Annotated in this window: 9 protein-coding genes; 5 read left to right on the top strand and 4 right to left on the bottom strand. The window is 63.2% G+C overall.

Annotated elements, in window-relative coordinates:
- The first annotated feature begins 14 nt into the window (after window positions 1-14).
- The 5 genes from C1717_RS04375 to C1717_RS04355 all read left to right on the top strand — a co-directional run bounded on the left by C1717_RS04375 (window position 15) and on the right by C1717_RS04355 (window position 8,545).
- Window positions 15-1,160 (top strand): glucose-1-phosphate adenylyltransferase, encoded by a 1,146-nt coding sequence (locus C1717_RS04375; protein WP_102372009.1) that lies wholly within the window; start codon window positions 15-17, stop codon window positions 1,158-1,160.
- 4 nt (window positions 1,161-1,164) lie between these two features.
- A complete protein-coding gene (gene glgD, locus C1717_RS04370) occupies window positions 1,165-2,274 on the top strand; it encodes a glucose-1-phosphate adenylyltransferase subunit GlgD (protein ID WP_102372008.1) in 1,110 nt (369 codons plus the stop codon).
- Between the two features lie 92 nt (window positions 2,275-2,366).
- On the top strand, window positions 2,367-4,553 hold the full coding sequence (gene glgA / locus C1717_RS04365) for a glycogen synthase GlgA (RefSeq protein ID WP_245859443.1): 2,187 nt from the start codon (window positions 2,367-2,369) through the stop codon (window positions 4,551-4,553).
- Between the two features lie 282 nt (window positions 4,554-4,835).
- Complete coding sequence (locus C1717_RS04360) at window positions 4,836-8,135, top strand: 4-alpha-glucanotransferase (protein WP_102372007.1); 3,300 nt, start codon at window positions 4,836-4,838, stop codon at window positions 8,133-8,135.
- A 125-nt stretch (window positions 8,136-8,260) separates the two neighbouring features.
- A complete protein-coding gene (locus C1717_RS04355) occupies window positions 8,261-8,545 on the top strand; it encodes an FmdB family zinc ribbon protein (protein WP_102372006.1) in 285 nt (94 codons plus the stop codon).
- Window positions 8,546-8,633: 88 nt separating this feature from the next.
- On the opposite strand, the gene C1717_RS04350 is transcribed toward C1717_RS04355, so the two are convergent.
- The 4 genes from C1717_RS04350 to priA form a co-directional block, all read right to left on the bottom strand.
- Window positions 8,634-10,118, bottom strand: a complete 1,485-nt coding sequence (locus tag C1717_RS04350) for a transcription antitermination factor NusB (RefSeq protein ID WP_102372005.1) — start codon at window positions 10,116-10,118, stop codon at window positions 8,634-8,636.
- Window positions 10,115-11,050 (bottom strand): methionyl-tRNA formyltransferase, encoded by a 936-nt coding sequence (fmt, locus tag C1717_RS04345; protein ID WP_102372004.1) that lies wholly within the window; start codon window positions 11,048-11,050, stop codon window positions 10,115-10,117. Before fmt ends, C1717_RS04350 begins: the two co-directional genes overlap by 4 nt.
- A gap of 97 nt (window positions 11,051-11,147) precedes the next feature.
- Complete coding sequence (gene def / locus C1717_RS04340; RefSeq protein WP_102372003.1) at window positions 11,148-11,684, bottom strand: peptide deformylase; 537 nt, start codon at window positions 11,682-11,684, stop codon at window positions 11,148-11,150.
- Between the two features lie 147 nt (window positions 11,685-11,831).
- Window positions 11,832-14,417 carry a replication restart helicase PriA gene (priA, locus tag C1717_RS04335; protein ID WP_425430937.1) on the bottom strand — a complete coding sequence of 862 codons (2,586 nt, stop codon included), beginning with the start codon at window positions 14,415-14,417 and terminating at the stop codon, window positions 11,832-11,834.
- Window positions 14,418-14,458: the final 41 nt, after the last annotated feature.

Here is a 14,458-nt window from a genome sequence, read left to right as displayed (position 1 = left end):
GAAGGAGAACATCGATGAGCAAAAAAGAATGCATCGCAATGCTCCTCGCAGGAGGACAGGGCAGCAGGTTGGGGGCGCTCACCTCTAAGATCGCGAAACCGGCGGTCTCGTTTGGCGGAAAGTACCGCATCATCGACTTCACGCTGTCGAATTGCGCGAACTCCGGCATCGACACGGTGGGCGTCCTGACGCAGTACCGCCCCTACCGGTTGCATGCGTATCTTGGATCGGGCGCTGCCTGGGACCTCGACGAGCAGGGTGGTGGCATCTCGATCCTGCCGCCGTACGCGACGCAGGACGGCGGCGCCTGGTATGCCGGCACAGCCGACGCGGTCACGCAGAACCTCGACTACATCAAGTCGCATGACCCCGAGTACGTGCTCATCCTCTCCGGCGACGCCCTGTATCGCATGGATTACCGTGCAATGCTGCACGAGCATATCGAGCATAATGCCGACCTCACCGTCGCCGTCATGCCCGTGCCTTGGGAAGATGCGAGCCGCTTTGGCATCCTCACGGCCGATGATGACCATCGCATCCTGAAGTTCACCGAGAAGCCCGAGAAGCCCGATTCGAACCTCGCTTCCATGGGCATCTACATCTTCACCGCCGACTTCCTCATCAACGCACTCGAGGAGGATGCCGTCGACCAGCGCTCGAGCCATGACTTCGGCGGCGACATCATCCCCAACGCCCTCGCTGCTGGCAAGCGCCTCTACGTCCACGAGTTCCACGGCTTCTGGAAGGACGTAGGCACCATCGCGAGCTACCACGAGACCTCGATGGATCTCCTGGGCTCGCATCCCGATTTCGACCTGTACGACTACGACACGCCCATCATGAGCAACGACACCACGCGCCCGCCGCACTACATCGGGCCCGAGGGCCGCGTCGACGATTGCCTCGTCTCGAACGGCTGCAAGATCATGGGCACGGCGCGTCACTCCATCATCTCGACGGATGCCATCGTCGAGGAGCGCGCGGTCGTGGAGGACTCCGTGCTGCTGCCGGGCGCTGTCGTGAAGAGCGGCGCCTATGTGAGCCGCGCCATCTTGGGCGAGAACGCCGTTGTGGAGGAGGGCGTCAAGCTCGGCTCCGTCGATACCACCAGGGACACCGCCGTCGTTGGCAACGACGTCGTCATCGGGAAGGGGGAATGAACCGATGATCAACCGCAAGGCCATCGGCTACATCACTGCTAACTACACGGGCGAGGCCGTCAGCGTCCTCACCGATGTCCGTCCCATCGCTTCGATCCCGTTCATGGGACGCTACCGCCTGATCGACTTCCCACTGTCCAATATGGCAAACGCAGGCATCAAGACCGTCGGTCTCGTCATGCCGGGCAACTATCGATCGATTATCGACCATGTCGGCCACGGCAAGGATTGGATGCTCGACCGCAAGAAGGGCGGCTTGTTCCCCCTGCCTGGCAACCCCTACGGCACCACGAAGCGCGGCATGCGCTTCCTGCTGCGCGACATCATCTCCAACAAGATGCTCTTCGAGCGCTCCGATAAGCCCTATGTGGTGATGATGGGCTCGAACATCATCTTCAACCTCGACCTGAACGCCATCATCGACGCTCATGAGTTCTCGGGTGCGGGCATCACCATGGTCTACGTGCGCGCCGAGCGCAAGCACACCGACTGCTCGTCGCTCGTGATCGGCGATTCGGGCCGCGTCCAGCAGGTCAAGCAGGGATGCGAGTTCGGTGACAACAAGTTCATGGACTGCTTCATCATCAACCGCGACCTGCTTCTGCAGATCATCGACCGCTACCAGAGCGCCGACTACCTCGATCTCTTCGAGGCGATCGCTGGCGACTTCTCGCTCATCGATGTGTGCAGCTATGAGTTCAAGGGTCTCGCGATCGGCATCTTCAACGAGCGCACCTACTACGCGCGCAGCATGGAGATGCTCAACCCCGATGTTGCTGACCAGCTCTTCCGCAAGGATCGCCCGATCATGACGAAGGCGCACGACGCTCCCCCGGCGAAGTACTCAGCCGGCAGCAACGCAACCAACTCGCTCATCTCCGCCGGATGCCAGGTCGACGGCACGGTGCGCGGCTCCATCCTCGCCCGCGGCGTCGTGGTTGAGAGCGGTGCCAGCGTCACGAACAGCATCATCATGCAGTCCTGCGTTGTTAAGACCGGTGCTCGCGTGGAGAACGCGATCATCGACAAGGGCAATGTCATTCCTGCCAACACCGAGCTTCGCGGCACGCCTGACGCGATTCTAGTTGTCGGCAAAAATCAGATGCCCGCGTAACAATCGTGTAGCAGGATAAGCGTTACCATAGAACCGCCGTCGCGCTCGCTGCGTGGCGGCGGTTTTGGAATCTAGAGATTCGGGGGACCCAAATGTCCGACAAAAAAATGCAGGTGGTGATTGCTTCCGCCGAGTGCGCGCCGTTTGTAAAGACCGGTGGCCTGGGCGATGTTGCCGGATCGCTGCCTCAGGCACTCGTTGCCGCTGGAGCCGATGTCATCGTGATGCTACCGAAGTACGGCTCCATCCCGCAGCGCTTCACCGAGCGCATGGAGCATTTCTGCGACTTCTACGTGAGCCTTGGCTGGCGCAATGAATATTGCGGCTTGGAACGCTTGGATATCAACGGCGTTACGTATCTGTTCGTGGACAACGAGCACTACTTCATGCGCGATTACCCATACGGTTTCTTCGACGATGGCGAGCGTTTCGCGTTCTTCTCGAAGGCGGTAACGGAGAGCCTCCAGCACCTTCCCGAGGGATTCGAGTGCGACGTGCTGCACTGCAACGACTGGCACACCGCCCTCGCACCCGTGTTCCTACGTGAGTTCTACCAGGGCCTGCCGCTCTATGAGCGCGTGAAGACGGTCTTCACCATCCACAACATCGCCTTCCAGGGCCAGTATTCCGATACGATCCTGAATGACATCCTGGGCCTTGCGCACATCCCCGCCGCTGCAGGGCAGCTGCGCTGCGATAGCCGCTCCATCAACTTCATGCAGGGCGCGCTCAAGTACTCGGACGCCATCACCACGGTAAGCCCCAGCTACGCTTGGGAAATCCAGACACCGGAGTACGGCGAGGGCCTCGACGGCATCCTGCGCGAGCGCTCCAGCGTGCTCTCGGGCATCTTGAACGGCATCGATGTCGACGATTGGAACCCTGAGACCGATCCCGCCATCGCCCAGAACTACAAGGTCGGTGACATGGCTGGCAAAGCCGCCTGCAAACGCGCCCTTCAGGAGGAGCTCGGCCTCGAGGTCCGCGATGACCGCCCGCTCATGGTCATGGTCACGCGTCTCACGCGCCAGAAAGGCATGGACCTGGTGACCTATGCGCTCGATCGCATCCTTTCCGGAGGCGTGCAGGTGGCAGTGCTCGGCACCGGAGACTACGAAGAGCCCATGCGCTACTTCTCAAACAAGTATCCCGGCACCATGGCAGCCCGCATCACGTTCGACTCGGCCCTCTCGCATCGCATGTACGCAGGAGCCGACATGTTCCTGATGCCGTCGCTGTTCGAGCCGTGCGGGCTTTCCCAGATCATCGCCATGCGCTACGGAACCCTCCCCGTGGTTCGCGAGACCGGTGGCCTGCGGGATACCGTCAAGCCCTACAACTACTTCACCGGAGAAGGCACCGGCTTCTCGTTCGCTAACTTCAACGGCGACGAGATGGGCGATGCCGTCTTCCGCGGGGCTCGCCTGTTCTGGGACGACCGCGCCGCTTGGGACCAGGTCGTCAAGCAGGCCATGGAGGCCGATTTCAGTTGGACGCGCTCTGCTCACGCCTACCTCGACCTCTATCATGGACTCCACCCCGACTGCTCGTTCGTCGTGCCCGCGCCGGCACCCGCGGTCGAGGAGACTTCACCTCAGGAGGTTGCCACCGAGGCCGAGAAAGACCCCAATGATGCTCCCAAGGCGGCTGAACCCGTTGAGGACGACACCACGCAGGCAGAGCATGCCGCAGATGCCGAGCCTGCACCTGCTCCCAAGGCCGAGGTGACCCCTGCCGCAGAAGCGGAGCCTGCCGCTAAGGCCGCGGTCGCCGAGCCCGCCGCCTCTCAGGCGGAGCCAGTAAGCGAGCCGAAGGAGGAGCCCGCTGCCGATGCCAAGGCCGCTCCAGCTAAAAAGCCTGCTGCAAGGAGAACGACCGCGCGCAAGACAACCGCAAAGCAGGAAGAGGCGGCAGAAACCAAGCCCGCCGCTAAGAAGACTCGCACGACCACGCGCAAGACCGCTGCTGCAAAGACCACAGCTGCCAAGTCTTCTACCACGGCAACGAAATCCGCCGCGAAGTCGACGACCACAAAGTCAACGGCCACAAAGTCAACGGGCACGAAGCCCGCTGCCACCAAGGCTGCCGCGGCGAAGGCATCCGCCTCATCAACGGCAACCAAGGCCGCCGCGCCCAAGTCTTCTGCAACCAAGGCTGCAGCAACCACGAAGACCACGGCATCTAAGGCTCCCGCCACCGAGGAAGAGGTAAAGAAGCCCGCTCCTAAGACGCGTACCGTGTCCAGCGCTCGGAAAACCTCCCGCAAGCGCACTTCGTAGGAGTAAGAGCACGGGCGCAGCTTCATGCATTGATGAACCACCGCGGCAAAGGCATTGAGTCCAACCGGGTAAGGACCGTTGAGGTTCTTGCCCGGTTCTTTGTTCCGTGAACGGCACGCATCGCAGGCAATCTACACAACGCGCCGCGTCCTCACCCGGAAGCGCTGGGTAAGCATCCGCTGCGAAAAAGCGACGACGTTTCGCTTCCGGTATACTGGTCTTTTGGTAGATGCCACGGGGATCGCTGCCTTCTGCCCCGTGCGAAGATAGATCGGATCAACTATGAGACTTGCCCATAACAGCCGCCTCGAGCGGTTCCGCTCCCCCTTCGGCGCCGTGACCATCGGCACGCCCGTGAGGCTTGCCCTCCAGGTCCTGGATGTCGATCCGGATCAGGTGGAGGCAACGCTCCGCATTTGGATCGATGGGCAGGGCGAGACACTCGTTCCCATGAGCCATGCTGGAGAAGGTTGGTTCGAGGTGACCATCTCCTATCACGACCCCCTCATCGTGTGGTACAGCTTCGTCGTTCGAACGAGCGACCTGGAGCTTCGCTGCGGAGCAGCTCAGGGTCGCACGGGCGGCGAGGGCGTCACCTACGACTACGCTGAGGTGCCGTCGTTCCAAATCACCGTGTACCGCCACCGCGAGACGCGCCCCACCTGGTACGAGCATGGCATGGTCTACCAGATCTTCCCCGACCGCTACCGCCGCGATCCCCAGTGGCGCGAGCGCTGCGAAAAAGCGCTTGCCGAACCGCACAACGGCATCCCGCGCCGTATAGTCGAGGATTGGAATGAACCGCCCGTCTATGAGCGGGCGGAAGACGGGTCGATTGCAAGCTGGGACATGTACGGCGGCTCCCTCAAAGGCATCACCGGAGACCTCGACCGCCTAGCAGAAATGGGCGTCACCGCGATCTACCTGAACCCCATCTTCAAAGCAGCGAGCAATCATCGCTATGATACGGCGGACTATCTCACCATCGACCCGATGCTCGGCACGGAAGAGGATTTCCGCGAGCTTTGCCATGAGGCCGAACAGCGCAACATGTCCATCATCCTTGATGGCGTCTTCAACCATACGGGCGACGACTCAATCTATTTCAATCGCTATTACAACTACCCTGAACCCGGTGCCTGGCAGGGTCCGGAATCTCGCTGGCGCGACGCGTACTGCTTCAACGAAGACGGCACCTACCGCTGCTGGTGGGGCATCGAGAACATGCCCGACCTCAACCAGAGCTCCCCGCTCGTACGCGAGCTGCTGCTCGGAGAGGATGGCGTCATACGTCGTTGGACGCGCGCCGGAGCGCATGGCTGGCGTCTCGATGTGGCCGACGAGCTTCAGGAGTCGCTCATCGCCGATATCAAGCGCATCCTTTTGGAAGAGAAATCAGACGCCCTTCTGCTGGGCGAGGTGTGGGAAGACGCATCCAACAAGATCAGCTACGGCAAACCGCGCCATTACCTGCTTGGCTCCGAGCTCGATTCTGCGATGAACTACCCATTCCGCGACATGGTACTCGGCTTCCTGCTGGGCACGATGAGCGCGGCAGACGCCGTGGAGGCAATCGAGGCCCTGCACGAGAACTACCCGCCCGAGGCGCTCGCCTGCTGCCTCAACCTGCTCGGCAGCCATGACCGTCCTCGCATCGCCTCCCTTCTGGGCGGTGGTCCGGATGAGAGCAAGCTCCCCGAGGAGGAACGCGGCCGCTGGCGCCTCTCGCCCGATGCCATGGGCCTGGCCAAGGGCCGCTTCTGGCTCGCCACCCTCATGCAAATGACCTTCCCCGGCGTACCCTCCATCTACTACGGTGACGAGTACTGCCTGGAAGGCCTCTCCGACCCCGGCAACCGCCGGACCCTGCCGCTGGAGAAGGACATCTACGATCGCGACATGCAGGATATCCTGCGCAACGCCTCGGCGATCCGCCGTGCGCTTCCGTGCATGGTCGACGGCACCATCAGCGCATGGGTGCCCGAAGGCAGCGACGATGACGTGCTCGCCTACACGCGCCGGGGCAGCGATGGCTCCTGCGCGACGGTATTGGTCAACCGAAGCCTCGATCGAACGCATACCGTACGCATCCCCGCGCTCGATGAAGCTGCCACCGACGTGATCTCGGGTAGCAAGCTTTCCATCGACGAGCAAGGCTCCATCGAGATGACGCTCTGGCCGTTCGGTTCCGCTGTCGCCTACTTCCATCCCGAGCATCGCCTGCAAAAGCCGCTCGAAACCGGAGCTGGCGTTCTCTGCCACATCACCTCGCTCCCCACGGGCACAAACCGCCCCGGGACGCTCGGCGCTCCCGCGCGGCGCTTTATAGACCACCTCGCGGCGATGGGGATGCGCTATTGGCAGATCCTGCCCGTGAACCCCACCGATATGTTCCGCTCGCCTTATTCGGGCCCCTCCGCCTTCGCAGGGAACATCGCCCTGCTCGAAGAGACCGAGGAGGAGCTGAGGCGCGATTTCTCCACATGGCAAGCTGCCGGTGACGGGACGGTGGATCATGAGTTCACCGCGTTCCGCGAGGCCAATGCAGACTGGCTCGACCCTTACTGCGCCTTCATGGCCATCAAACGCGCGCTGCTCGAAACGCCTCGTGCCGAATGGCCCGACGAACTCCAGCACTACGATCCGGCCTTCCTTACCGATCCGCGATTCGCGCGCGAGGCGCGCATCCAAGCCTACATGCAATATCGGTTCGAACGCTCATGGCGTGAGACCGTCTCCTACGCGCACGCACGCGGCATCCAGATCGTCGGCGACATCCCCATGTACATAGCGGACGACTCAGCAGATGTATGGGCCTCACCGGAGCTCTTCTCCCTCGATCGCGATGGCCGTCCCACCGAAATCGCCGGAGCCCCGCCCGATGGCTTCGCTCCGCAGGGCCAGATCTGGGGAAATCCCACCTATCGCTGGGATGCTATGAAGGCAGACGGCTATCGTTGGTGGCTTGCACGCCTGCGCCGCGCCTGCAGCCTCTACGACCGCGTGCGCCTCGACCACTTCCTGGGCTTCCATAACTACTACAGCATTCCCGCCGGTCAAAAGGGAAACGACGGGCGGTGGTTGGCCGGACCCGGCAAGGAGTTGTTCGACCGCGCCGCCGCAGAGCTCGGCCCTCTGCCGTTCATCGCAGAAGACCTGGGCATCCTTACGCCCGGCGTGCGCTCCCTTATGGCGAGCTGCGGCTTTCCGGGTATGGATGTGCTCGAATTCAGCGACTACGATGTGCGGCAGGGCCTGCACCCGCATCCAGGAAAGATCTTCTACACATCCACGCACGACACCTCGACGCTCGTTGGCTTCTGCTCTCGCTCGTTCCATGAGAAGGGCACGCTCTTGGGAAGCCGTGCGCTTGCCGCTAAGCTCGTCGAGGAAGCGCTTGAGAGCGATGCCGGAGTCGTCATGATTCCTCTGCAGGATCTACTCGGCTTAGGCGACAAAGCCCGCATGAACGTGCCGGGTGTGGCAGACGGCAACTGGCGCTGGCAAGCCCATGAGGATGACATCGCCGACTGCGAGCAACGCATCGCCGAGCTCATGAAGGCTTCCGGGCGCTTCGCCTAGAGGAGTCTGCGCAGCTTCCATCCGGTTGCATGGCCGTGAACCTACATCGCCCCGCCATTGCGCGCGGGGCGATTTCGGGTACAGTATCCGGTGGACAATTCTTCGATATCTGAGGGGAACTAAACATGGCACGTTATGATTACCGCTGCACTTCGTGCGGCACGGTTTTCGAAGTCGAGCACGCGATGACCGAGCATCCCGAGGTGAGCTGTCCCTCCTGCGGCGCTGCTGCCGAGAAGGTCTTCAGTGCAAGCGGCATCAAGTTCGTGGGAAGCGGCTTCTACAACACCGATCAACGCGGCGGCGGCTCCTCCACCTCCGCTACGAGCGGCCCCAGCGAGGGCTCCAATGCCTCCAGTGGGGACAGCACCGCTCACACCTGCGAGAACTGCCCGCACAAAGCCGAATAGCGCAGCGACGTAACACCGGCAGCGAGGGCGCACCGAACGAAGGAAGAAATATATCTTATGCAGCCAAAGGGGGTCGCACGGGAAGATGCTACCCCCTGCGTACCATGCGTGCGCAGAAATGGCCGTCGAAACCATCTGGTTTGGGAACCGTTTGGAACCTACCGCGCCCGTCCTCGTGAGCGCGGACATAATCCGCAGCACCCTTGCAGACGTCCATCCTGAAGGCAGGGGCATCGGATACGGGCTCGAGCGAAAAAGCGGCGCCAGCGGGACTGGCAAGAAACGCATTGACCACCGAGGCGTTCTCCTCCTTGAGTACCGAGCAGGTCGCGTAGAGGAGCTGACCGCCCGGAATCACGCGACCGGCAGCCTCCGTGAGAAGCGCCAGTTGCAACTCGGGAAGGTCCTCGTCCACGTCAACGGGAAGCAGCCGCCAGGGTATCTCGGGGTGACGGCGCATGGTCCCGGTACCCGAGCAAGGAGCATCGACGAGCACGCTTGCGAAGAGCGCCCGCCCCTCCGCCTCGCCATCGATGTCCCGAAGCGATTGGTCGAGGTCGCATCCGTCACCGGTTACGAAGCGCACCCCCTCCGCAAGACCAGCCCGCTCAAGACGACGGCGGTTCAAGCTCGTCTTGCGCCGGGAGAGCTCGAGAGCCACCGAACTGCAAGCGATGCCCAAGCGCTGCGCTTGGGCAGTCATGACGAACGTCTTGGTACCGCGCCCGGACCCGACCTCGAGGCAGCGGCCCTCTGCCAACGCAGCCGTGGCAACGACCTGGGCGTTGAGATCGCAGACAGCCACCCCGGAGCGCTTGAGCAAATCGGTGCCTACCAGTCGCGCGCTTGGCACATCGAGTACAGCACCGGGCAGTTGTCCTTCCTGCACCGTGATCCCGTTCGCCAAGGGCTCTCCAAACCCCTTGCGAGCGTTCCCGGCACCCCGGACGACGCGCTGAAGGTCCTCCATCGCATCGCCGTCGTTCGGATTCACCTGCACGGCGACAGGCGCGGGCTCGAACTCGGCAGCGGCCAAGTCCTCGGCCGAGTCGAACCCGATGGAATCCACGATCCGCTCGGTCAACCATTCCGGTAAACCACCGCGCCGAGCAAGCGAGACGATGCTCGCTGCAAAACGACCACGAGCACCTTGCTCGCGCACGTCATCGGCATCGAGATACGAATCGCGGCACTCAGCGATACGGCGAAGCACCGCGTTGGCAAATCCCGTGGCGCTTCTCGCCCGGTCGCGCACAAGCTCGACACCCTGGCTCACCGCTGCGCGCGGCTCCGTTCCAAGGTATATGAGCTCGAAGGTTGCTATGCGAAGGGCGTTGCGAACACGCGAGTTCATGCGGTCCGGCTTGTCGCTGAACGCATCGATGAGGTCGTCGAGGCAGCCGTAGCTCGCCACCACCCCGAGCACGAGGCGCATGGCAAGTCCGGCATCGCGCCTGTCGAGGGCGCGGACCTTAAGCGACGCATCGAGCGCATCGCGAGCGTAGGCACCCGAATCCTCGAGGTCGAGGAGGATATCGAGTGCCACGCGGCGTGCGGGAGACGCCCCCGTCATGCGAGTCGACCCCAAGCGCCCGCGTGATCGCGCTGGCCAGCCGCCCATGCCGTGGCATCCATCTCGCGCTTGCCGTCAGGCTTGAGCGATACGACTTGGAGTGCGCCTCCCGCGCAACCGAGGAGCAGTCGTCCATGGCTGATGGCATAAGCCCCCTCGCCCGGTGCATCGACCGCACCATCAGGCGCAACAGGGGCTGCTGCAGCGGTCACCCGTACAGACTTGCCGGCGATAACGCAGCGAGCAGGCGCTGCATCGGAGGACGCAAGCACGCGACGGGCGTTCTCGAGCGCTCCGTCTGAAGGATCGAGCCTGAGCTCCGCCTTGGAGATCTTAGCCGCGTGCGTGACGAGCGACTCGTCCTGCTCCCGCCAGGGAGCCGTCTGCGCGACGATGGAGGGCAGCATCTTGACGAGCAGCCGTCCGCCAAGCTCAGCCAGCTCAGCAGTAAGCTCGCTGGTCGTCTTGCCTGGGACAGAGCACGATGCCTGGGCACAGTAGGCTCCCGTATCGACGCCCTGGCCGATCCGCATGATCGAGACACCGGTCTCTTCATCGCCAGCCAGAATCGCACGCTGGATCGGCGCCGCCCCGCGCCAGCGCGGCAGCAGCGATGCATGCACGTTCACGCAGCCGGCTGGCGCCATAGTGAGCACCTCATCGGGCAGGATACAGCCATAGGCGGCGACGCAGAACACATCCGCATCGCATCGTTTGAGCTCAGCGAGGGCATCATCGGTCATTCTGGCAGCCTCAAGGACCGGAAGCCCCAGCTCCAAGGCGCAGCGCTTGACCGGAGAGGGCTCGAGCGCCTTGCCGCGCGAGCGCACGGCGTCGGGGCGCGTGACGACGAGCGCCACCTCGAAGGCATCTGCAAGAGCCCTGAGCGAGGGAACGGCGAACTCCGGCGTCCCCATGAATACCACCTTCATGGTTGGTCTCCTTCCATCCAACGAGTGCGCAGTCCTCGCCGAACCGTCCGCATCTCAGCTGCGTACCAGCGGTTACATCAAGCTGAAGCCGAGCAGGCTATTCGGTCTCGCCTGGCTGTGCGCCGCGCGCAAGCGCTTCCTGGTAGTCATGGAGCGCCCGCATGCGCTGACGCGGCTCGAGTCGCTCAAACATCGTGATGCCATGCAAGTGATCGATCTCATGCTGCAGGCACACGCAGAACAAATCGCCCTCGGCCTCGTAGCGCATAAGGTTGGCGTCTAGGTCGTACGCCTCGACCACCACACGGTCGGGGCGCTTGATCTCGCAATTGATGCCGGGGATAGACAGACATCCCTCCGAGGAGGGGACCAAGTTGTCCGATTGCTCGACGATAACGGGGTTGATGAGGACGATCGGATCGTAGTCGTCGCGCGAGCGATACTCCGTATCGACGATAACGAGTTGGATGAGCTCGCCCACCTGCGGCGCAGCGAGGCCGCAGCCGCCGTTGTCGAACATCTCCTCCTTCATGCGCTCGGCGAGCGAGCAGATTTCGGGCGTGATCTCCTCGATCGCAGCGCATTCCTGGCGGAGGCGCGGGTCGGGGGACAAGACGATACCGTTCACTTCCATGGGATCCCTTTCGCAACGAAGAATAATCGTTCCCATTGTATCCTCAACGGGGCGGGCACATGCGCATTCACCGGAATACCGCTTGGATGCGATCCGCCCCTTCCGCGCAAGCGCCCGACCTGGTGCCTACGCGAGCGCATGTGCCTGCTACATCAAGTCGTATGCGTCGACGTCCACGCTCACGTCGACACCTGGCCTCGTGCCGGTATCTGCCAATGCGCTAGCGATGGCAAAAGAGACCTCGAGCCCAATGGGTGCCTTCACGATGAAGTGGTACCGGAAGCGGTCTTTAGCTCGCTCGATGACACAAGGCGTGGGCCCGAGCACCACCGCTGACTCCCCCGCTCCCCCGCAAAGAGAGCTCCCCGGCTTCGCGCCGCAAGCGCCCGCATGCCCTACATGCTCGCGTCCCGGCCGCTCTTGAAAGCCGGTGATTCCCAGCCGGTCGCGTACATGGCTGGCAAGCGCATCGATATAGGACGACACCTCGCGCTCGTCCCGCCCGCGGCACACGACGTTCACAAGCCTCACGAACGGCGGATAACCAGCATCAGAGCGCGTTGCGAGGTCGTGGTCCGTGAAGATGGACCGGTCGTGATTGACAACGGCGCGAATGACGGGATCATCAGGCAGATAGGTCTGGATGATAACGCGACCCGCGCGCTCTCCGCGGCCGGCGCGACCGGCGACCTGCTCGAGCAGGTCGTAGGCACGTTCGGAAGCGCGGAAGTCGGGCATCTTGAGGGCATAGTCGGCGTTCACAACGCCGACTAGCGTCACCTCGGGGAAATCGAGGCCCTTGGCAATCATCTGCGTACCCAGCAGGACCGCGCATTCCGCGGCATCGAAGCGCTCGAGCAGCTTGGCATGGCCGTCCTTGCCGCGGGTCGAATCGGCATCCATGCGGATGACCTCGACATGTTCCGGCATAAGCTGGCGCAAGGCGTCCTCGACCTGTTGGGTGCCGAGGCCCATCTTAGCCAGATAGGGGCTGCCGCACTTGGGACACCTCGAGCCCTGGGCGGGGTACGGGCGAACGCGATAGGTCGCCCCGCAGGTATGGCATTCGAGCGTGTGGGTCCGTTCATGGTAGGTCAAGGCCGTCGAGCAGTGGCGGCAGGTGGGAACGCATCCGCATTCGCGGCACATCAGGAACGGCGCGAATCCGCGACGGTTGTGCAGCAGCACCGCCTTCTCCCGGCGCTCGGCGACCTCGAGCAACGCGCCAGAGAGCTCGCGTGAGAAGATCGACCGTCCACCGCCCATGAACTCGCGCCGAAGATCGCAGATGGTGACGCTCGGAAGCTTCGCGCCGCCGGGGCGCTCGGGCATCTCGACCCGAGTCCAGCGCTGCTCGTCCACGATCCCCCGCTCGCAGCGCGCGAGCGCCTCGGCGGACGGCGTGGCCGAACCGAGCACGAGCGGGCAGCCGTGGCGCTTGGCCATCTCAGCCGCGACCTCTCGTGCATGATAGCGTGGGTTCGAGGACTGCTTGTAGCTCTGCTCGTGCTCCTCGTCGATGATGATGATCCCGAGCTTCTCAAGCGGACAGAAGAGCGCCGAACGGGCACCCACCACGACGCGGGCCGCACCGGAGCGCACCATGTCCCATTGGTCGAGGCGCTCGCCAGCGGAGAGGCGCGAATGGAAGACCGCCACCATGTCACCGAAGCGCGAACGGAAACGACCGACCGTCTGGGCGGTGAGCGAGATCTCGGGAACGAGGACGCATGCTGAGCCGCCGTCTGCGATAACGCGCTCGATGGCGGAGAGGTAGACCTCGGTCTTGCCCGAACCGGTGACCCCGTCGATCACGACCACGTCTCCCGCACCCGCTCGGCGAGCGTCATCGATGGCGGAGAGCGCGCGCTCTTGGCCTTCAGTCAGATGCTCCGGCGGACGGGCGACGGCAGACGAGAGACGGGCTTCGCCCGCGCCGCCACCGCGCCAGGCGCGCCGCTCCTCGACTGCGACCACGCCGCGCTTCTCGAGTGCGCGGATGGCTGCGGACATATCGGCGTAGAGCGCGTTCAGCTCGTGCGTGGTCACCGGACCGCATGAGAGCGCCTCGATGAGTTGGCGTTGGCGCGTCGCGCGTGCAGGAGGCTCGAAGCTGCGGCCCTCCTCGGTAAGGGAGACCCAGCGCGCCCGAACCTCTTTCACTGCGGGCTTTACAAGCTCGTAGCCGCCATCATCCGCTCGACGAAGCCTGGGCGTCCCTCCCGGCGGGAGAAACAGCCTCAGGCACTCTGCCGAGGATGCCACATATTCTCGTGCCATCCAGAGCGCCACCTGCGCAGATGTCTCGGAGAATGCCGGCGGCGCAAGAACGTCGCGTACGGGCTTGACGCGTGCCGGATCGAGTCCTTCCGTCCCGGGCAGCTTCGCCAAGCTCTGCGCCCGAGCTACCACGTAGCCGAGGGCCGGGCGCCTGCCAAAGCTCACCAGCACCGTGCATCCAACAAGGCAGTCATCTTCGAGTTTCGCAGGGATGGCGTAGGCGAAGGGCTCCGCCAGCGAGCGCGTGGGAATGTCTACAAGGACGGAGGCGAAGGCTTGGAACGACTTCGTCCGCATGGAACCAGATTGCCCGGCATCAAGCGCGGCAATGGGAGTCGCGAAAGGAAGAGGAGCATCGCTTGCCGCACATGGGGCGCCATTCACCATGCCCCCTTCTTCAGAAGGCCCGTCTTTCCAGGAATCGTCGTCGAATAGACTCGCCTGCAAAACCATGCCCCTTCCTCACCGCATTATTGCCAAGCAAGAACATGATA

The organism is Enorma phocaeensis, assembly GCF_900186505.1.
Classification (GTDB): Bacteria; Actinomycetota; Coriobacteriia; order Coriobacteriales; family Coriobacteriaceae; genus Enorma; species Enorma phocaeensis.
The sequence above is the reverse complement of the archived record's forward strand: the minus strand, read 5'-3'. Positions and strand labels throughout refer to the sequence as shown.

Coding starts and splice junctions, on each gene's coding strand:
- glgD (WP_102372008.1), top strand. CDS start 1,165: ATGATCAACCGCAAGGCCATCGGCTACATCACTGCTAACTACACGGGC.
- priA (WP_425430937.1), bottom strand. CDS start 14,417: ATGGTTTTGCAGGCGAGTCTATTCGACGACGATTCCTGGAAAGACGGG.
- C1717_RS04355 (WP_102372006.1), top strand. CDS start 8,261: ATGGCACGTTATGATTACCGCTGCACTTCGTGCGGCACGGTTTTCGAA.
- C1717_RS04350 (WP_102372005.1), bottom strand. CDS start 10,118: ATGACGGGGGCGTCTCCCGCACGCCGCGTGGCACTCGATATCCTCCTC.
- def (WP_102372003.1), bottom strand. CDS start 11,684: ATGGAAGTGAACGGTATCGTCTTGTCCCCCGACCCGCGCCTCCGCCAG.
- C1717_RS04375 (WP_102372009.1), top strand. CDS start 15: ATGAGCAAAAAAGAATGCATCGCAATGCTCCTCGCAGGAGGACAGGGC.
- C1717_RS04360 (WP_102372007.1), top strand. CDS start 4,836: ATGAGACTTGCCCATAACAGCCGCCTCGAGCGGTTCCGCTCCCCCTTC.
- glgA (WP_245859443.1), top strand. CDS start 2,367: ATGTCCGACAAAAAAATGCAGGTGGTGATTGCTTCCGCCGAGTGCGCG.
- fmt (WP_102372004.1), bottom strand. CDS start 11,050: ATGAAGGTGGTATTCATGGGGACGCCGGAGTTCGCCGTTCCCTCGCTC.